General features: G+C 69.4%; 14 protein-coding genes. 7 read left to right on the forward strand and 7 right to left on the reverse strand.

Annotated features, from left to right (window positions below; all coding sequences use genetic code 11):
• Nucleotides 1-363: 363 nt before the first annotated feature.
• Complete coding sequence (locus ACP15J_RS12370; protein WP_424937299.1) at nucleotides 364-1,860, forward strand: hypothetical protein; 1,497 nt, start codon at nucleotides 364-366, stop codon at nucleotides 1,858-1,860.
• Between the two features lie 199 nt (nucleotides 1,861-2,059).
• Here the strand turns inward: ACP15J_RS12370 and ACP15J_RS12375 are convergent, their stop codons facing one another.
• The 6 genes from ACP15J_RS12375 to ACP15J_RS12400 form a co-directional block, all read right to left on the reverse strand.
• Nucleotides 2,060-3,253 (reverse strand): GDSL-type esterase/lipase family protein, encoded by a 1,194-nt coding sequence (locus ACP15J_RS12375; protein WP_424937316.1) that lies wholly within the window; start codon nucleotides 3,251-3,253, stop codon nucleotides 2,060-2,062.
• 2 nt (nucleotides 3,254-3,255) lie between these two features.
• Entirely contained in the window at nucleotides 3,256-6,060 is a 2,805-nt protein-coding gene (locus tag ACP15J_RS12380) for a right-handed parallel beta-helix repeat-containing protein (RefSeq protein WP_424937300.1), read from the reverse strand.
• A gap of 334 nt (nucleotides 6,061-6,394) precedes the next feature.
• Nucleotides 6,395-7,327, reverse strand: coding sequence for a carbohydrate ABC transporter permease (locus tag ACP15J_RS12385; protein ID WP_424937301.1), 933 nt, complete (start codon nucleotides 7,325-7,327; stop codon nucleotides 6,395-6,397).
• The gene (locus ACP15J_RS12390; protein WP_424937302.1) at nucleotides 7,327-8,250 is read right to left on the reverse strand and encodes a carbohydrate ABC transporter permease; all 924 of its coding nucleotides are present in this window, start codon (nucleotides 8,248-8,250) and stop codon (nucleotides 7,327-7,329) included. Before ACP15J_RS12390 ends, ACP15J_RS12385 begins: the two co-directional genes overlap by 1 nt.
• Nucleotides 8,251-8,306: 56 nt before the next feature.
• Complete coding sequence (locus ACP15J_RS12395; protein ID WP_424937303.1) at nucleotides 8,307-9,617, reverse strand: ABC transporter substrate-binding protein; 1,311 nt, start codon at nucleotides 9,615-9,617, stop codon at nucleotides 8,307-8,309.
• Nucleotides 9,618-9,714: 97 nt separating this feature from the next.
• Nucleotides 9,715-10,449: a FadR/GntR family transcriptional regulator gene (locus ACP15J_RS12400; protein WP_424937304.1), complete on the reverse strand. Its 735-nt coding sequence runs from the start codon at nucleotides 10,447-10,449 to the stop codon at nucleotides 9,715-9,717.
• 111 nt (nucleotides 10,450-10,560) lie between these two features.
• On the opposite strand from ACP15J_RS12400, the gene ACP15J_RS12405 reads away from it, so the two are divergent.
• Nucleotides 10,561-12,939 (forward strand): glycosyl hydrolase family 95 catalytic domain-containing protein, encoded by a 2,379-nt coding sequence (locus ACP15J_RS12405; protein WP_424937305.1) that lies wholly within the window; start codon nucleotides 10,561-10,563, stop codon nucleotides 12,937-12,939.
• 53 nt (nucleotides 12,940-12,992) lie between these two features.
• Nucleotides 12,993-14,090: an enolase C-terminal domain-like protein gene (locus tag ACP15J_RS12410; RefSeq protein ID WP_424937306.1), complete on the forward strand. Its 1,098-nt coding sequence runs from the start codon at nucleotides 12,993-12,995 to the stop codon at nucleotides 14,088-14,090.
• 36 nt (nucleotides 14,091-14,126) lie between these two features.
• On the opposite strand, the gene ACP15J_RS12415 is transcribed toward ACP15J_RS12410, so the two are convergent.
• Nucleotides 14,127-15,026: a hypothetical protein gene (locus tag ACP15J_RS12415; protein WP_424937307.1), complete on the reverse strand. Its 900-nt coding sequence runs from the start codon at nucleotides 15,024-15,026 to the stop codon at nucleotides 14,127-14,129.
• Between the two features lie 256 nt (nucleotides 15,027-15,282).
• Between ACP15J_RS12415 and ACP15J_RS12420 the strand changes: the two genes are divergently transcribed.
• The 4 genes from ACP15J_RS12420 (at nucleotide 15,283) to ACP15J_RS12435 (ending at nucleotide 19,718) form a co-directional block, all read left to right on the forward strand.
• Nucleotides 15,283-17,028 carry a hypothetical protein gene (locus tag ACP15J_RS12420; protein WP_424937308.1) on the forward strand — a complete coding sequence of 582 codons (1,746 nt, stop codon included), beginning with the start codon at nucleotides 15,283-15,285 and terminating at the stop codon, nucleotides 17,026-17,028.
• A gap of 85 nt (nucleotides 17,029-17,113) precedes the next feature.
• A complete protein-coding gene (locus ACP15J_RS12425; RefSeq protein WP_424937309.1) occupies nucleotides 17,114-18,172 on the forward strand; it encodes a hypothetical protein in 1,059 nt (352 codons plus the stop codon).
• A 44-nt stretch (nucleotides 18,173-18,216) separates the two neighbouring features.
• Nucleotides 18,217-18,864 (forward strand): SatD family protein, encoded by a 648-nt coding sequence (locus tag ACP15J_RS12430; RefSeq protein ID WP_424937310.1) that lies wholly within the window; start codon nucleotides 18,217-18,219, stop codon nucleotides 18,862-18,864.
• The gene (locus ACP15J_RS12435; RefSeq protein ID WP_424937311.1) at nucleotides 18,861-19,718 is read left to right on the forward strand and encodes a hypothetical protein; all 858 of its coding nucleotides are present in this window, start codon (nucleotides 18,861-18,863) and stop codon (nucleotides 19,716-19,718) included. The genes ACP15J_RS12430 and ACP15J_RS12435 overlap by 4 nt, the downstream gene beginning before the upstream one ends.
• The last annotated feature ends 53 nt before the right edge of the window (nucleotides 19,719-19,771 follow it).

The following is a 19,771-nucleotide window of genomic DNA, read 5'->3' on the forward strand; positions in this document are numbered from 1 at the left end:
ATTTTGCAACCGACGAAGATCCGTCCCCGCCGCATCAGCGGCCGTGCATCCATGGAGGCGCCGTTTCTTCACCGTCGTGAGCGCCATGTCCGTCGCGATAACGCTCGTCTCCGATATTTGGGCCCCGATCTCCGGGATTACCGGACCGGTTTGCTCTGCGTGGACAACACGGGGGTGGGTTTGTCGCCGTATGGGAGAGAGAGACGGCAGGGCGTCCAGTGCTTGTGCTTCTGGCGTGGCGTCATGTCGTGTCGTGTATCCAAACCCCCGTGGCGGGGTGAGAAAGAGATGGCGGGAGTGACCGTGAATCAGTCGGAAGAGTCTGTGGGGTCGTCTGGGGTGGACGGGATCGTGTCGGGAGGTGTGCGGCGTCGGACAATCGTGAAGGGTGCGGCGTGGTCGATCCCGGTGATCGCCGCGGTTACGGCGGTGCCGTTCGCGTCGGCGTCCGTGGCGTTCACGCTGACGGCGACGTTGACGTCGGCGTTGACCGCGTGTGGAACGGCGCCGCTGGAACTGCTGCTGAAGGACGCGCAGGGCGCTCCGGTGAGCGGGCCCGTGACCGTGTCTCTGCCCGCGGGGCTCACCTGGGACGACGGCACCACAGCGGATAAGGTCGTCACCACCGACGCCAACGGACGCGCGACGCTGACCGTCAAGGGAACAGGTCAGGGCGGCACCTTCACCATCACCGGGCAGGGCCTCGCTCCGACCCCGACCAGTCCCGCCCAGGCCGTCGCCACTGTCGCCGCTGTCGGCGGACGCATCTTCCACAGCTATACCAGTGGTATCACCGACCCCGTGAACTCGGATCCGAACGGTACGGTGCCCAACCCGGTTGAGGTGCGCGTATCCAACAACGGTGGCACCCTCAGCGTGCGCACTGCGGACGGAGGGTGGTATCACTCGTCGCCCATCGGGGTCGGGGGTACGCCGACGTGGAACAAGGTAGATGCTCCGCCGATCGTCTCCTTGATCTCCACCAACTTCACCAGCGGCAGTTACACGCAGATCGGCCTGACCGCGGATGGTGATGTCTACCGCTCCTACGAGGGACAGCCTGCCACTCAGATCTCTTCCCCCGTCAAGTTCACGGAGATCTTCTCTACGGGCGGATTCCTCTACGGGGTCACGGCTGACGGCAAGCTGTATGCCACGAAGAGCCACGAGTACCCGTTCATGCCCGTCACGACCAATACGGGAGCGCCGTTCCCGACGGTGACCGAACTCAGCCGTCGTGAAAGCGACGCGATCCAGGGTAACAGCTTTACGGTGATCGCCGATGGAAAGGTGTACAGCCAGACCTCCGGTGGCCTCACCACTCCGCCCTCGTTCACCCCGTACTCCCCTGGTCCGCTGAACCCCACGGATGTGATCAACCACGGCAGTATCAACGGTGTCTATCCGACGTTGGTGCTCGACGCGGACGGTTCGCTCTGGGTCGGTGACTCGTCCAATCCTAGTATCGGTCTGCAACAGGTGAACGTCGCGGGTCTCCCCCCGCTCGACTCGTTCATCAGCCGTGTGACGACGACCATCGATGGCACCGGCGCCACCGGGGTTCTGGCACGGGCCACCGACGGCCGGATGGTGTTCGTCAAATTGTCGGCCACCAGCACGAGGCCGACCGTGACGGGGGTGGTCGACGTCACCCCCACCGGGTTCTCGATGGACGACATCGTGGAGACCGACGTCAATGGGAACGACCAGATCGCGGTGCGGTTGAGCAATGGCGATGTGTGGACGCTACGGAACGGCGTCTGGACGAAACTGACGCTCCCCTCCGGCGCGACCGACCTTGCCGGTAGCAACGGAAACGGCGTGGGTTACATCGTCTCCGGCGACGTGGCCTGCAGCTAACCCGCCTTTTCCCTAAGGCGGACCCCAGGGGTGGGGAGGAACCGGACCGGTTCCTCCCCACCCCTTTCTCGTCAGGCGACATGGTGATGAAGCCGGCACGCCTCCCGCATCACGAAGGCCCCGCGATCCTGGGAAAAAGGGGATCGCGGGGCCTTCGCTCCCTACCACCGAGATGCTCCGGTCGGCGCTGACGGGGGGATCAGCCGACGCGGGCGAGAGGCCGGGACCTCGGACGCGGGGGGACGACGAAGCCGGGCAGGTGGTTGGCGTGGAGGAACCGCTCTGCCATCCTCCGGTAGCCGGCGGGGCTGGGATGGATGCGGTCCGGGAAGAGGTCGGCGTCGGCGGCGTCGAGCAGCCGGGTGCCGTCGAGGTACGCGAGATGCCCGTCGTCGGCCGACCGGACGGCGACCACCTCGCGGAGGACTGCGCGTGCGGCCGGTATCGTGAGCCGGTCATCGCGGGCGGGGATCCCATCCTCGCGCGGGCCCGGCGCAGAGGAGGCGGCCTCCAGGTCAGGACAGAAGACGGGCGAGATCACCGTGATGGGCGTGGCCGGGAGACCCTCGCGGAGGGTGTCGAGGAAGCCGTGCATCGCGGCGCGCAGGGTCCGGGCCTTCATGGTGGAGTCGCCGACGATGTTGATGCCGACCTTGAGCGTGATCACATCCGGCGCCGCGTCCCGGATCGCGCGGGCGACGAACGGGTCGAGGTGGGCTTCGCCGGCCAGGCCGAGGTTGACCAGATCCACGCCGAGCCGGCGGGCGACCGCGACCGGCCACACGTCTCGCGGGTCGTGCGCGTCGAGGCAGTGGCTGATCGAGCTGCCGTAGTGGACCCATCGCCGGCTCGTGCGCGCACGGGCGACGAGCGGGGCATCGGATCGGGCATGGGCGATCACCGCCCGTGCGGCCGGGGGAAGCCACACCGTCACCGCCCGCCTGCCGGGCGCGCCGGGCAGGTCGAGCCGCATCCGGGTCTCCTCGCCGGGCTCGTGGGTGATCTCGCCCCGGGTACCGAGGAGGTCGACGCCGAATCCGGGCTCGAGGGGGACGGTGACGGGGGGAGCGCCCTCGGCCTCGACGACGACGACCGGATGCGGCAAGGCGGCGTTCTCTACCCGCAGCACGTCCCACCGGCAGTCCAGCTCGATCCAGGACGCCGCCGTCTCGAGCTCCAGCCGCACCCCGGAGCCGTGCCGCGACACCACGTCGAGGAGCCGGTCGTCGCCGTACTGCGCCGCCGTCCACCGCGGAAGCCGGCGGATCCTCAGCCCCAGCAGACAGACCTCGGTCGAGAGGGCTCCCCTCATCGCCTCGGCGAGCGTCGACAGGGGGACATCCTCCCCGGCGCGTGCGCCGGGGAGGATGCGGGGGAGGGCGGGGAGCATCATCGTCACGGCGTGAAGCGGATGCTGTCGAGGTTGAGGCCGGCGTCTCCCGGGTCGTTCTTGAGCAGGACGGTCGCCCCGCTCGGGATCGGGGTGCCGAAGGACACGCGCGCCCAGCCGCTGAACCATCCACCGGTGCTCGAGAAGAAGACGCGTCCGACCTTGGCGCCGTTGACGTACACCGACAGCGCTCCGGCGTTGGGCGAGGCGTATCGCAGCGAGAAGGAGCTGGCCGCGATCGGGCTCGTCACCGAGACGCCGTCGCCCACGAGGTCGAGCTGGCAGACGCCGGCCCCGTTGAACATGGTCGGCCCGACCGTGCAGGCATAGCCGCGCCCAACGAAGGACCCGGCCGTCTCGGGCTCGACGTTGGGGGTGGGCGTGGCCGTGAACGTGATCGTGTCGAGGTTCAGCCCCTTGTCGCCGGGGTCGTTCTTCAGCATGACGACGTCGCCGCCGTTGATGGGCACCTTCACCGACGCCGTGCCGTAGCTGCCGAACCACGCGCCGGTGGAGCCGAAGCTCAGGGAGGCCTTCCTGACCCCGTTGACGTAGACGCCGATGGTGCCGTTGTGGGGCGCCGCATAGCGGATGGTCACGGTGTCGGCCCAGCCGATGTTGGGGTAGGAGACGTTGTCGCCCACCAGGTCGAGCTGGGCGACCACCTGACCGCCCGAGGCCGCGGAGTCGGGGCTGATGATCGCCCGTCCTCCTCGCACTCCGGACTCGCCTTCCACGGTCCCCCGCGTGAAGATCCCGCTGTTCGCCGCGCGCAGGGGGCGGTAGGCGGGCTCGAGCCCGGCGGTCTGGACGGTGGACTGCGCCCTGCTCGTCCAGCCGGTGTAGCTGTTGGTCAGCGTGCTCGTGGTGGCGGTCAGGCCGGCGGTCAGCAGTGTCGCCTCGGTCAGACCCGCGGTGTTCACCGTGTTCGCGTCGACGGTCACCCCTGAGACGTACGCATAGGTCCCCCACACGTACCACCAGGTCCCGTTGTACTTGTCGACCACGTTGCCGGCGATCGTGAAGCCGGACGAGGACTGGTCGGTATAGATCGGGTTGCCGTAGGAGGCGCCGCCGGTGTTCTCGATGAGATTGTCCAGGACCGTCGAGTTCGGCTGCGCCCCCACCGTGTAGATCGCGCCGCCGTCGTGGAGCTTCGTCATGGTGCCGGCGATGATGTTGTTGCTGATCGTGTTGTCGCTGGAGGACGTGCTCCGGGTGGCGGGCGTCGCGTTTGCATAGTAGGAGTTGAAGCCCCAGCCGACGCTGATGCCGGTGTACGGGGCGTTGGTCACCTCGTTGTGGTCGATGGTGAGCCCGGTGGCGTAGTACGCCGTGATCGGAACGGTCTGGAGGAACTCCGCCGCGACGCGGTCGATCGAGTTGTTCTTGATCAGGACGTTGGTCGGCACGCCCTCGACCCCGGCTGGCATGTCGCCGTCCCCGACGTAGGTGTGGCGGGGATCGCCGACGGTGATCGCGGCGCCGCTGATGTCGCGGAAGACGGATCCGGTGACGGAGGAGTCGACGACGTCGTTCCCGTACGTGACGGCTCCCGAGCCGAGGTGGGTGAAGGTGTTGCCGCTGAACGCGATGCGCTGGGCGTTGTCGACCCGGACGGCCGAGGGCATCATCGTCGTGTTCGCGTACCCGCTCGTGCCTCCGGACTGGGCGCTGTGCCAGTCGCCGGACGACCAGAACCTCGAGTACAGCGCGTTGGACTGCACGGTGGTGGCCCCGACGCTTCCCTGCACGTCGATCAGCGACCAGTGCGTGTTCGTGAAGGTGAGCCCCGAGAACGAGATGTCGTGGGCGCGGTCGGTGGTGGAGGTGCCGGCGATCGTCACGACCTGCTCGGCGCGGGGGGCCACGACGTCCGCCGTGGACAGCGTGACGCTCGCCGGCTTGTGGTAGTACAGCTTTCCGGCGGTCCGGTCGAAGTAGAACTCGCCCGGCTGATCGAGGAGCTCGAACGCGTTCTGGAGGTAGAAGTGGTTCTGGCTCAGGTCTGCGGTGTTCAGGAACGGCGAGCCCCAGGGCACCGGCGTCGTGAGCGCGATAGATCCCATGGGCTGCTGCAGGGTGACGTTCTGGTTGCCGCCGGAGGCGGCGATCGAGTCCACTCCCACCACGTGGAAGGAGAAACCGGACTGGTTGACGATCTCCATGTCTCCCGCGCGGGCGTAGCTTCCGGGGAGTCCACTCGCGTTCAGAGTCACACCCGCGAAGGTGGACCCGCTGTCCAGCGCCCAGGTGCCGTTGGCGGTGACCGCGTGCGTCCCGAAGCCGCCCACGGTGGCCTGAGTGCCAGACGACCGGGCGAGAGTGGCCCGTTCGCCGTTCACGTAGAGCGTGCGAAGCTTCGTCGATCGGCTGTAGTCGGCCACCCAGACGTTGCCGCTGTACGGCGACCAGGCGCTGCCGGGGATGTGGTCGCCGCCGTCGAAGACCGGGATCTCACCCGAGTACGCCCGGTAGTTCACGGTGTGGCCGTTGGTGCCGGAGTCGCTCGAGCCGAAGGCGACCGTCGAGGTGACGGGGTAGGTGCCGCCGCGGAACACGACGTCGATGTCACCGGTCATCGACGAGTTCATGGTCGCCACCGCGGCCTTCGCGCCCGCGAGCGTCGCGAGCGGGTCGCCGATGGTGCCCGCGGCGCTGTCCGAGCCGGTCGGGGCGACGTAGATCGTCGCCTGCACCGCCGCCGTGGCGGGTGTGGCGGTGAGCAGCGCGGTCGCGAGCGCCGTGACGGCGATCGTCGCGATTCCGGCGACGTGCCGTCTTCTCTGGGGGAGGGGGGTCTTCCGCATCGTTTCCATCTCATCTCCGCATCGAGTCTCGAGATCGGGAACCCGGGGCTCGCCCGCAGCAGTGCCGGCGAATCGTCCGGAACGTCGTGCGGGAGAGTCGTTCGTCTCGCCCTTGAGGATCACGACGAGAGTCAGTGAAGCATATCCATGGGGTACTTCGCTAGTATTAACATGTTTTATTTTCGAACCCTGTGCCGCCGGCCGGTGGCTCGTGGTAGACGCAGAAGCCCTCAGAGGCGCGAGATTTCAACCGTCGAGGTCGTCTTCTGTCGCTTGGGAGGGGTGACGAGGTCATTCCCGCGAACCGGTTAATGCTACTCACGCTCCGCCGGGGTCATCCCTTCACGGCGCCGCTCAGCATGCCGGCCCCGATCGTGCGCTGGAACGAGGCGAAGAAGACCGCGATCGGGACGATCGAGAGGAGCGCTGCCAGCGCGGCCTCGGGCTTGTGGATGGGCAGGTTGCTCTGGTTCGAGGAGTTGATCACCGGGGCGGAGTCCAGCAGGGCCGAGATCCCGAGCTGCAACGGATAGAGGCCGTCGTCCACGAGCATCACGTAGGGGAGGAAGTAGTTGTTCCAGTTCGCCACGAACGCGAAGAAGGCGACCAGCGCGATCGCCGGCCGGGCGAGCGGGACTCCCAGAGACAGGAAGATGCGGAGGTCGCGGGCGCCGTCCATCCGCGCGGCCTCGATGAGCTCGTGCGGGAGCGCCGTCTGGAAGTGCAGATAGGCGAGGTAGACGCCGAACGGGAAGAACGCCGAGGGGAGGATGACGGCCCAGACGGTGTTCGTCAGCCCCACGAGGGCCAGCTCCTGATAGATGGGCACCACCGTCGCCGCCGTGGGCAGGATCATCCCGACCAGGGTGAGCACCAGCACGAGGTGGCGACCGCGGAAGCGATAGATCGCCAGAGCGTAGCCCGCGGGGATGGCCGCGACGACCGCCAGGACGACTCCGCCTGCGGCGTAGCCGACCGAGTTCGCGAGCCACACCAGGACCTGGGCGTCGTTGAAGGACATCAGGTTTTTCCACGCGGTCGCGAAGTTCTCGAAGGAGCCGAACGACAGCGGGGGCATGGTCGTCAGCTGAGCCTCGGTCTTGGACGGCGCGAGCAGCAGCCAGAGGAGCGGGACGACGAAGAGCACTGCGATGAGGGAGAGGACGAGGATCCGGACCCAGCCGCCGACGGGGGCGGGCCGTCCGCGTCGGGCGAGCGCCCGGCGCGCGACCTGGGGCCTGGGGGATCCCTGAGCGACGGCGACCATCACTTCTCCTCCGTCTCTGCGTAGCTGCGCAGCCCGTAGATGAGGAACAGGGCCGCGCCCACACCCACTGCGACGAGGAACACGGCGTAGACGCTGGCGGCCGCGGCGTCGTTCTGGGCGAAGGCGTAGGAGAAGGTGAGTTGGTTCAGAGACCAGTTGGAGCTGACCGTCCCCGGGAGGGCCGTGCCGACGAGGGTGGGCTCGGCGACGAGCTGGGTCGCGCCGGCGAAGCTCAGGATCCCGATGAAGGCGATGTAGCGGGAGACGAGGGGCAGCTTGATGTGCCAGGCGGTGTGCCAGGCGCCCGCGCCGTCGATGCGCGCGGCCTCGAGGATCTCGGTGTCGATCGCGTCGAGAGAGCTGCACAGGACGACGATCCAGCCCCCGACGCTCGAGTAGATGGCCATGATGGCGAAGATCAACGGCATGTTCGCGGAGGTGAAGACCTGGGACGCCGTCTCGAAGCCGAGAGCGTTGAGCGCGCCTTGGAAGGGGCTCAGCTGCGGGGCGAGCATGAAGAGCCAGAGCAGGACGAGCGGGGCGCCCACCACGACGCCGGGCAGATAGTACACGAGCTTGAAGACGCTGACCGAACGGCCGGCCTTGGCGTGGAGGAGGAGTGCGACGGCCGTCGCGATGACGAGAAGCGCGGGGAGGAAGACGGCGATGAAGCTGGCGACGTTGATGAGCGCCGGCAGGAAGCTGATGTTGCCGAATGCGCGCGCCATGGTCGCAAGGCCCAGGTCCGCGCCGCCGCCGAGGCTCGCCCACAGCGCGCTGAGCGTGGGCACGATCGCGAAGGCGAGGAGAAGCACGAGATAGGGCGACAGCAGGCCCCAGGCGAGGCCGCTGCCGGTCCGTCGCCGGGGGCGGAGAGGGCGGGCGGTCCGGGGGGAGGGGACCGCGGGGCGCAGTGTCGTCATCGATGCTCCTTGTGGGGCCACCCTCGTCGGGTGGCCCCACGGTCGGGGGTGCCGGTCTACTCGGCGATCGTCGCCGTGTAGCCCGCGTCGGTCGCCGCCTGCTGAACGGCCGGCTGCCAGGCGGGGATGAGGGACTCGAGGCTCGCACCCTCCTTCAGCTTCGGCGCGACGGCGTTCGTGAACGGGTCGAGGATGTTGAACGCAGGCGCGTACAGGTCTCCCGACACGTCCGAGCGGGCGGCGAGGAACGTGTCGGTCGGGTCCGACGCGTAGAAGCCGCTCGACACCGCTGTCTTCACCCAGCTCGCGGCCGCCGGCTCGTAGGCGGGGAACGTGGCGGCCTGGGCCAGGGTGGCGTCGTCGGTGGTCATCCATTCGATGAGCTTCACCGCTCGGTCGGTGCTGGCCGTCTTGGAGTTGACGACCCACTGACCGCCGACCGCGGCTCCGGTGCCCTTCTTCCCGTCGGGCCAGGTGGGCAACGGGGCCGCGGCGATCTCGCCGTCCTGGTTCTTGAAGGTGTCCTTGAAGAGGACCGAGCCGTACCAGACGAACCCGGGGAGCATGAGCACTTTGCTCTCGGCGCCGAGCGTGGCCATGTCGGGGTCGAAGGGGCTCAGCGTGGCCACGGACTTGCCCGCGACGAGCGGGTTGAGCATCTCGGTGACGCGTGTGCAGTTCTTGTCGGTCGCGAGAGTGATCGAGACGTCCTTGCCGTCCACGTCGTAGCCGACGCAGTCCGAGCCTCGATAGTAGACGTTCGGGCAGAACCCGTCGCCGCACGAGCCCACCACGTAGCCGGGGTGCTCCGTGGCGACGCGGGCGGCGAGGGCGGCGTAGTCGCTCCAGGTGGCCGGGATCTCGTATCCGAACTGGGCGAAGAGCTTCTGGTTGTACCAGAGCATCTGCGTCGACACGTCCTGCGGCAGGCAGTAGAGCTTCCCGTCTTGCGAGCAGGCGGAGAGCGTGGCGCCGAAGCCGTCCTTGACGGTGTCGGAGACCTTGTCGGTCAGGTCGGCCGAGAAGCCGAGCTCGGTGGCGAACTCGATCGCCTGACCGTTCGGCGTGAAGACGACGTCCGGGGCGTTCTTCGCGTCGCGCGCGGCGAGCGCCAGCTTGGACTCGAGCTTCGAGCCGTCGACGGTGACGATGGTGATCTTCTCGTCCGAGTGGCTCTTCGCGTAGGCCTCGGCGGCGGGCTGACGCGTGGCGTCAACCCAGACGAGGAGCTCGTCCGACGTCCCGCTCGCTCCTGGCGAGGAGGGGGACGAACATCCGGCGAGGGCGGTGATCGCCAGTGCGCCCGCGAGAACCGCTCCCGCGATGTGGGCGCCCAGCTTTCGGGGGCTGCTGGGGTACATGTGCATGCGACCTCTCTGTCCGTGCAATGGGCTTCCGAAGCAGGGCGTCTCCGGAATGAGCAGTACTCTAACACGCCCTCGGCCGAAATGAGTAGGCTTCTTTTTACGCGCGTGCTGTGGCGAGGAGATGCTCGATCTCGCCGCGGTACCCGTCGATCGTGTGCCGGAGGTGCGCGTTGGCGCGTGTCGCGGCGAGCTCGGAGTCACCGCTCTTGATCGCGGCGAGGATCTCCTCGTGGTCGCGCTGCGCCTGCTCCAAGCTGCCGCCGGTGCCCCCGTGCAGGGCGAGGACGACGACCTGCCCCTGCAACTGGCGCACGGTCTCCAGAGCCGAAAGGATGAACAGGTTCCCGCTCGCCTTGGCGATGCCCAGGTGGAACCGGCTGTCCGAGTCGTCCCAGGCCTTGATGTCGCCGGCGAGGGCGGCCTCCCTCCCGTCGCCGAGGGCCTGCTCGAGGGCCTTGAGGTCGGGGGGAGTGGCCTTCTCCGCCGCCTCTCGGGCGGCGAACTCCTCCTGGACGGAGCGGAAGCGGAGCAGCTGATCGACGTGCTCCATACGGCCGGGGACGAACTGGTTCCCGGCGAGCATGCTCTGCTGATGGCTGGGCGTCCCTGCCCCGACGAAGAGCCCTCGTCCGCGCTGGGCCGAGATCCTGCCCATCGCGACGAGCATCTTGATCGCCTCTCTGGTGACGCTTCTGCTCAGCCCGAAGTGCTCGGCGATCTCCATCTCGGTGGGGAGGCGGTCGCCGACGCGCAGCTCCTGCTCGATGATCATCTCCAGGATGCGCTCCGCCGCGATCTCATAGCCCGGCCGGTATCCGCTCTCGTTGGCCATCCGACCCTCTCCTTCCTGCGGTGGCTCGGCGTGGGGTGCTCGACGGTACCGCTGTTGATAAGTATGCTTCTTGAGGTAGTGTGAGGCCACCATCTTCAAGGCAAAGGCGCAATGGATACGACACTTAACCCTACGGTACTGCGGTTCGAGCGTGCCGGAGCATCGTGGCTCGCCGGGATCCCGGTGGGGAACGGCGCCGCCGGCGCCATGATCCACGGCGCTCCCTGGGACCAGGTCATCGCGCTCAACGATGAGACCTTCTGGTCGCCCGGCCCCGTGGCGCGCGACTTCGCCGCCGCAGAAGGGGCGCTGGCTTCGGTCCGCGAACGGCTGGCCGAAGGAGACGTCCTCGGCGCGCAGGAGGCGGCCTCCCTTCTGTTGGGCGTCCCCGAGAGGGGCGCGGCGTTCCAGCCGGTGGGGAACGTACGGCTTCGCTCGGACGGCGCCGCGGACGGCTCGTCGCGGGCGCTCGACCTGCGGACCGGGATCGCGTCCTTCGAGTGGACGAGGGACCAGGGCGGAGCCTCGACGCGCTCGGTGGTCGCGAGCCGGCACCCGTCCGGCCTCGTCGTGCGCCAGCGGTCCGCGCTGCCCGAGCACACGGTGATCGGCTTCGAGTCGCCCTTCCTCGATCGCCTCGACGTCGGCACCGGCGGCTGGATCGCCACCGGCCAGTGGCGGGAGGTGCCGCGCAGCCGGCAATCGGTCGCCGACAGTTACCGGCTCGAGGGCTATGACGGCCGGCGTCTCCGGTTCGCGGTCGGCATGACCGTCCTGCTCGGGGAGCGCGACGAGCTCGATCGTGCCGTCTCCGTCCGCGGCGCCGAGTGGGCGGTCGGGATCGCCGTCGCGACCGACTTCGACGGCTCGGACCCGGAGGAGACGGTCTCCCGGCGGCTTCAGGAGATGAGAGCCCACCCGTCCATGGCCCTTGCCGACACGGCCGCGGAGGAGCACCGTGCCGTCTTCGATCGGTCGTCGATCGCGCTCAGGCCGCGGGGACGCGTCGTCGACGCGGTCCTGAAGTCGGAGCCCACGGATCTGCGGGTGCACGGCCTGCGTGCGGGAGGGGTGGACGACGACCTCGTCCGCCTCATGGCCGACCACGGTCGATACCTGCTCATCGCCAGCACCGTGGGGGGCCTGTTCCCGCCCACCCTTCAGGGGGTGTGGAACGAGGACACCGAGCCGGCGTGGTCGAGCAACTGGACGACCAACATCAACCTTCAGATGAGTCTCTGGGCCGCCGGCCCGCTGAACGTCCCGGAGGCGCTCGACGGCCTGATGCGGCTCCTCGAACACCTCGCGCAGGCGGGCCGGCGGACAGCGCAGCTCCTCTACGGCGCGGGCGGCTCGGCCTGGGTGGTGCACCACAACACCGACATATGGTTCAACACCGCGCCGACGACGATGTTCGAGGTCGGCCTCTTCCCCGCCGCGGGCCTGTGGCTGACGGTGCAGGCCTATCAGCTCGCCTCCCGATACCCGCTGCGCGCGGATCGGGACGGGCTGTTCGCGCTCCTCCGCGGCTGCGGCGACCTCCTGGACACCTGGCTCGTCCCCGGCTCCGACGGCATGCTGCGTCCGTCGCCGTCCTCGACGCCGGAGAACGCCTACCTGCTCCCGGGCGTTGAACGGCCGCGTCGTCGCGCCGTCGACCCAGACCATCGCCGGCACGGCTGGATCGGGACCGCGTCGACGATCGACCTCTCCCTCGCCCGCGCCACCTACGACGCCCTGCTCGACCTCGCCGGACAGCGCGGCGAAGGCGATGGTCCCGAGGCGGTCCGTTGGAGATCACAGCGGGACCGGCTGGCCCCGGTCGAGATCGTGGACGGGCGGATCGCGGAGTGGCAGGCTCCCCGCGAGCCGCTGGAGCTCGGGCACCGGCACCTCTCCGCGCTCTACTCCCTCTACCCCGGCGACGGCGAATGGGGCGAGCGGCCCGAGGTCGTCGAGGCCGCCGCGCGGACGCTCGCCGATCAGGTCTGCCACGTCGAGTATGAGTCCGTCGGGTTCGGCGGGTGGTCGCGGGTGTGGGCCGCCGCGCTGTGGGCGCGTCTGGGCGAGGGCGACCGGGCGCTGTCGAGCCTGGAGTCGGTGATCGGCACAGGGATCGCGCCGGAGTCGCTGCTGCACGTGTTCCCCGCCTTCGACCATGCGCCGGCCCCGGAAGCGGTGTTCCAGATCGAGGCGAACCTCGGGATCGCCGCGGTGCTTGCGGAGATGGTCGTCCAGTCCCGCCCGGGGCACGTGATGGTGCTGCCCGCCCTGCCCGCCCGCTGGGCGAGCGGTGAGGCACGAGGCATCCGCTGCCACGGCGGGCTGGAGGTCGACGTGGCGTGGCAGGACGGCACGCTCCGCTCCGTCCGCGTCTCCGCCGAGCAGGCGACGTGCGTCGCCCTCCACCTGCCGCCCGAGGCCGAGGACGTGTCCTTGGACCTCGACGGCGGCGGCTTCTGGTCATGGACGGCGGAGCAGGGCCGATGAGCGCCGCTGCCCCGTCGAGGCCCCCGATCCCACCGAATCGAGAAGGACAGAGGATGAAGATCACGCATGTCGAGTGCTTCCTCGTGGACCAGCCGGCCCCCGAGATCCCGTTCCGCTGGCGGACCGGGCTTCCGGGCTCGCCCCCCGACCGGGTGTCGGCGGTCGTCCGGGTCGTCGCGTCGGACGGCTCGGAGGGCGTGGCCTTCTCCCGCAACGGCGTCATCACCCGCGATCTCATCGACCGCCGCATCCGCGATGATCTCGTCGGCGTCGACCCGATGAACCGCGAGTACGCATGGCATCGGATGTGGGAGCTGGACCGCGTGGAGGAGTTCCCGATCTACACCCTCGGCGTGATCGACAACGCGCTGTGGGATCTGGCGGCGAAGCGGGCCGGGCTTTCGCTCTGGCAATACCTCGGTGGCTACCGCACACGACTCCCCGCCTATGCGTCGACAAGCACATTCGGATCCGTCTCGGAGTACCTCGACGTGATCGACCAGTCGCTGGCGCTCGGCTACCGGGCCGTCAAGCTGCATGCGTGGGGGGACGCCCGCAGAGACGCGGAGCTCTCGCTCGCGGTCCGTGAGCACGTCGGGCCGGAGGTCCCCCTGATGTTCGACGGCTCGGCGGGGTTCGGCCTCGCCGACGCGATCTACGTCGGCCGCGCCCTGGAGGAGGCCGGCTACCTCTGGTACGAGGAGCCGATGCGGGAGTTCAGCATCCACTCGTACCAGCGGTTGGGTGAGAGCGTGCGGGTCCCGCTCCTCGTCGGGGAGACCTCGGACGGCGCCCACATGAACATCGCAGACTTCATCGTCGCCGGGTGCGCGACCGCGGTGCGGACCAGCACCGAGCTCAAGGGCGGGATCACCGGCGCCATGCGGGTGGCCCATCTGGCGGACTCCTTCCAGGTGAACGCGGAGATCCACGGTCCCGGCATCCCGCACGAGCACCTGGCGATGGCGATCCCCAACACCACCTGGTACGAGTCCTTGGTCACGACCTCGATGGTCGAACGGGAGCGGATCGTCGGTGCGGACGGCGACATCCAGGCGCCGTCCCAGGTCGGGATCGGGCTGCCCGAGGGGCTGGACTATCCGTCGGCGCTGGGCCAGCACGTGCGGATGAGCGAGCCCGTCCCGGGCTGAGCGGCATTCGGGAGAGAGGTCTTTGCGGGGTTTCCCTTAAGGATGTCTCCGTGACGGGGAACGGTCGTACGGGTCTCCTTGGCGAGCGAGCGCGGCCTTCATGGTGCGCACGGTGGTGAACCCCGACGCGATCGCGATCTCCTCGAGAGTGCCCTTCCCCCGCTCCGGCGCGAGGCTCAGCAGCGACCGGGCGGTCCTGGTCCGTCGTGCCTCGAGGACTTGGCGCGGGGGCGACTCGGTGCGGGCGAAGAGGTGGTGGAGATGCTCCCTGGTGAGGGACATCTCCTGGGCGAGCCGCGTGATCGTGAAAGTCGGATCGGTGTGGCGCTGCTCGATGAGCGTGATCGCCCGCGCGACGAGGTCCGCCTGGCCCGGCGAGAGGGAGGTGGGCGTGTCCGTCGCGTCGAGGATCGCGGCGGCAACGGTCGACGAGAGGGCGTCGAGGAGGATCCGTGATCCTGGTGACGTGCCGAAGGCCGGTGCGGTGCTGATCACGTTAGTCATCGTCGTGAGCAGGGCGTAGTCCCTGGGCAGGAGCGCGAGCGTCGTCCTGCTGTGGCGTGCGAGGTGGAGGCCGTCGAGCGCTGTGGAGTCCACGTGCCACTCGCAGCGGGCCCAGAGCGTCCGGCTCCTCGTCTCGACCGTCGCCGGAGGAGGGATCACGAGCAGCTCTCGCGGGGCGAGGACGAGCGGGACGCCGTCGACGACGACCTCCGCCTCCCCGTCGACGCCCAGCAGGATCCGATGCGTCGTGGATCGGAGGCGGGTCCCGTGGAGGTGGCCGGCGGTGGACCAGACCCGCGCCACGGTCCAGGTGGCCCCTCGGCTCAGCTCGACGGAGGACCGGTCGATCCTCGTGCGGGAATCCCATCCGAGCGAGGTCAGCGAATACCGCTTCCCGTGGGGGCGGGAACGTGTCTCGGTTCTCTGGGGCATCTGTCCAGGTGGTAGGCGGGCGGTGGGGGACGCCGCCCGATGATCGGGGGCGGCATGAGTCTGACCCCTGAGAGACGGTCGGGGACGCGTGCCATCACCGCGACGACGTGAATGTAAGGGCACAGTCGTCGTTCTGTAGGCGAAGGGCCGCGAGGGGCGTCGTGAGCGGCCTCGCTCCTGTCTCAATGGATGAGCCCGCCTCCCGCGTCGCGAGGAGTGTCGTGGCTTGCCGAACGAAACCACAGGAGGAAGTTTTATGGGGGAAACGAGTACCGAAGGCCTCGGGACAGAGCGGACGCCGCGGCGGGACGGGATGTCGCGCCGGACCGTCGTGAAGGGCGCGGCGTGGTCGATCCCGGTGATCGCGACGGCGGCGGCGGTGCCGTCTGCGGCGGCGTCGGGTCCGCTGCGTGCCGACCTGGCGGCCCCGGGCGGCTGTGTGGCTCCGGGGACGGCGTTGGTGGATCCGGCGGTGACGGTGACGGTGTCCGACACGACAGGCGTCGTGGCAGGGGCGACGGTGGTCCTCGTCTTCACGAGCGCGGACGGCGGTTCGGTCGTTCACGGGGGACAGAGCTATCCGGGTTCGTCTGTCGTCGTGCAGGGGACGACGGACGCGGCGGGGAAGGTGCAGTTCACCGGCTTCACCGCGGGGACGGCGGGAACGGTCGACGTCGTCGCCCAGGTGCAGACCGCCGACGGGCGTGCGGTGACCTCGAACGCCGGTGCTCTCACGATCTGCCAGCCCGCCGGCAACATCTGGGGATGGGGTCGCAACGCGTCGGGGGAGCACGCGCAGGGCAACGGCGTCTCGCCGACGACCACGATGGTGCCGTGGAAGGCCGACGCCGCGACTCTCTTCTCCGGGGCGACCTCCGTCGCCGGTGCGTGGGGGTCGTTCACGGCTCTGAAGTCCGACGGCACCCTGTGGTCGACCGGCGCAGGGCTGGAGGGGCAGCTGGGCAACGGCACCCCCCAGACGGGGAGCGCCGCGAACGCCGTGTTCCCGAAGCAGGCCGTGTACTACGGATCGGGCGCACCGGTGCAGGGCATGGCCCGTCTGGTCGGCAGCCGTGGCATCGACTGCACGATGTTCGCGCAGGCGGCGGACGGCACCTGGTGGGCGACCGGCGAGCACGGGGGCCCGGAGCAGGTCGACCTGTTCGCTCTCGGGACGAACGACAACGGCACCACCGTGTCGCAGTACAACTCCTATGTCCAGGTCGGACAGGCGCTGCCCGGCGGCGCTGGTGCGGTCAAGGAGGTGAACACCGCGAACTGGTGGCGGTACGTCTACCTGATGAAGGACGGCACCGTCTACAGCGCGGGTCGCAACACCTTCAACGCGGCGGGGATCGGCCCCGGCAAGACCGATGTGTACCTGACCTCCTATGCGAACTCGACCGAGGGCTACGGCGTCGCGAAGACCGCGGACGGTGCGGTCTTCAAGGCGGATCAGATGGTCGCCGATGAGCGCAACACGTTCTACATCGGCCAGGACGGAAAGCTCTACGGATCCGGGGAGAACCTCTACGGCCAGCTGCCGGGGACGGGAGCCACGACGGTGCCGTGGGTCACGCCGCTGATGGACCTTCCGAACGGCGCGACCCCTGTGAAGATCTGGGCCGGGCCGTTGCGCCTCTTCGTGAAGGCGAGCGACGGGAACGTCTACGCGGCGGGCCGCAACGCCGGTGGCCAGCTCGGCGTCGGCGACAGCGCGGACAAGAGCCAGTGGGCTCGCGTGCTCGTGGACGAGGAGATCGTGGACGTCCAGTCGTCCAGGAACGGGGCGGACCACGCCTACCCTCGGACCATGTTCCTGACCGCCTCCGGGAAGGTCTTCTACACGGGCAGCACGGTCGAAGGCGGCCTGAGCGACGGCAACGGGGCGGACACCTATCTGTCGACCCCCGCCGCCGTCGTCCTCCCCGCCGGTAAGAAGGCAGTCAGTATCGCCGTCGATCACGAGATCTCGCAGGCGGCGATCCTGGTCGACGCCTGATCGGCGGCCGGGAGAGCGCGGGGGCGGGGTGGGCCGGATGCCGGTCCGCCCCGCCCTTCGGCGTCCTCCGGCTAGGATGACCGGAATGACCGCCGACCCCGTCGCGGAGACCGACGCCGACCCCGACGGCGCGGAGCCGGAGGCGCGCACGTCCCGGTGGCGTCGTCTGATCGGCGCTCCTCTCCTCTGGGCCGGCGTGCTCGCGCTCGCCGCGGCCCCCTGGTATGTCGGGGGAAAGGGGTCGGACTTCCTCCCGTTCCTCCTCGTCCTCGTCTCCGGCTTTCTCGTCGGGGTCGCCTTCGTCTCGGCGACGACGCGGATCGCGACGCTCGCCACGGCGACCGTCATGCATGTCGCCGGCGCCGTCGCCGCCGGTCTCCTGCTGTATCTGTCGGGCGAGGTGCACGCCGGCCTCCTGGCGCCCGCGTCGGACGCCGTGCGGGCGCTCCTCTACGAGGTGCGGATGGGACTCGTCCCCGCCGCCGGCTGGATCTGGCTCACGCTCCTCGCGCGCTTCACGTCGCTGATCCGGTGGCGGGACGAGAGCAGACGGCCACCGGGACCGGACTGGGAGGGCGACGGGGAGGGCGCCGTGGTGCGCTTCACCGCCGTCCCCTTCCGCGTGCGCACGTATTCGACGACGATCGGGCTGATCGTCGGGGCGACGACGGCGGCCGTGCTGATCTTCCTCGTGGCGACCGGTGGCACCGTGCTGCTGTACGGCCCCCGCCTGGCGCTCCTCTTCCTCGGCCTCTTGTTCGTCCTGCCCGCCTATCTCCTGTTCGGGGCGGTGCTCCGGCGGAGGACGGTCCCCTGTGCGGTGCGCTTCGTCCGGGATCGACTGCGGTTCGACGTCGACGGAGCCGTGCACGACATCGCCGTGCGAGACCTGGAGCTGCTGCGCTGGAGATCGGGGAGCGAGTTCGCCCGGATCGAGGCGAAGGCTCCTGAGCTGGATCTCTCCCTCATCGTCGGGATGGCGCGGCCTCCCCAGGGTCGCTCTCCCGATCTTCCTCCGCTCTCCCGGCGGATGCGACGGGTGCTTGAGGTGGGCGGACTCGTCGAGGAACGGGCGCGCGACCGTGCCGTCCTCACGTTCCGCAGGCCGGTGACGTCCTCTCGCACTGATAACTCGGCAAGATAAGCCTTTCCCTTATTTTTTCGAGCTATAAGCGATATGCTTATGTCATGCAGATCGCCGTGATCGCCGATATCGTCGGCTCCCGTCGAATGCGGGACCGTGCTGCCGCGCAGGCGGAGTTCGACCGCGCCGTCGCACAGGCGGAGGCGGATCTTCCGCTCGCGTTCGAGAGGCTGCGCCCCACCGTGGGAGACGAGTTCCAGGCGCGATACACCTGTCTCGACGACGCCCTGGCCTCTCTCCTGCTCGTGCAGCTCCTCCTACCCGAAGGGCACGACCTGCGCTTCGGGATCGGCGTCGGAGAGATCAGGGAGATCGAGACCGGCCACACGCCGCTGCTGGACGGTTCGGCCTGGTGGGCGGCCCGGACAGCGATCGAGACCGTCCAGGCCCGCCAGGTGCGCGCCGTGCCGTCCGCACGCACCTGGATCGTCGGTGCCCCGGAGGAGGATGAGGGCATGCGCACCGCCATCGGCCTCGCCAATGCCTACGTCCTCGCCCGGGACGAGATCGTCGCGGGGATGACCGAGCGTGCGCGCCGGCTCACCTACGGACGCTGCCTGGGACGAACGCAGTCCGTGCTCGCCTCCGCCGAGGGGATCAGCCAGCCCGCGGTCTCACAGGCGCTGCACGGCGCAGGGGCGGCCGCGATCGTCGCCGGCTTCGAGACGTTGCGAGAGGGAGCCGGACGATGATCGTCACCGCGTTCGCCCTCCTCGGCATCGGCGCCGTCGACATCCTGCGGCAGTTCCTGCGCGGGGCCGCGCGCGGGATCGGGATGACTGTCGCCGCGATCTCGGTGCTCGTCGTCGGCATCCTCGGCGACGCCGTGCTCCCCGCGCTGACCGGGATCGTCCTCGCCGCCGCCTGGGCCTGGCTGCTGCCGGCGGGTGGGAGGCCTCGGCTGTCCTTCTGGCCCGCGGTGATCCTCACGGTCTTCTCCCTCATCGCGGTCGCCCTGCTGCCCGCGCGGGCGGAGGCCGGCGTCTTCGGCGCGGGCTGGCGTCCGAGCGCCCTCGTGGGCCAGGTCTCGTTCGATCTCACGATCCTCGCCCTCGGTGTCTTCGCGGTCATGCTCGAGACCGGCAACGTCGTCGTGCGCGCCGCCCTTCTCGGCGAGCAGACGCCGGAGCGCCCGGGGGCGAGCGCTCCGGCGGATCCTCGGGATGCGCAGGCGAGTCCCGAGGCGGCAGGGTCCGAGGTCGTGGGGCCCGAGGTCGTCGGGCAGGGAGCAGCCGCCGGCGCGACACCGGCCGGCGCAGACCGGGACGAGCCCGTCGACGTGCCTGTCGTCACCGAGCCTGTCGCTCCGTTTCGCGGCGGCCGGCTGATCGGCCCGCTCGAGCGCGTCCTCGTCCTCGTCCTGACTCTGGCCGGCGCCTATGCCCTGCTCGCGGCGATGCTCGCGGCGAAGGGGATCGTTCGCTTCCCCGAGATCTCCCGCGACGGCGCAGGAGGGACGAGGGCGGAGTACTTCCTGGTCGGGAGCCTCGTCAGCTGGGTCGTCGCCCTCGGCGGCGCGTTCCTGCTCCGGTGGGCGGTGCCCTGAGCGGTCGTCCACCGGCCACGGCGCGTTCCTTCGCCGCTGATAGCCTGGAAAGC

Origin of the sequence: Microbacterium sp. S308A+, assembly GCF_049800815.1 — a bacterium.
In the GTDB taxonomy this organism is placed as follows: domain Bacteria; phylum Actinomycetota; class Actinomycetes; order Actinomycetales; family Microbacteriaceae; genus Microbacterium.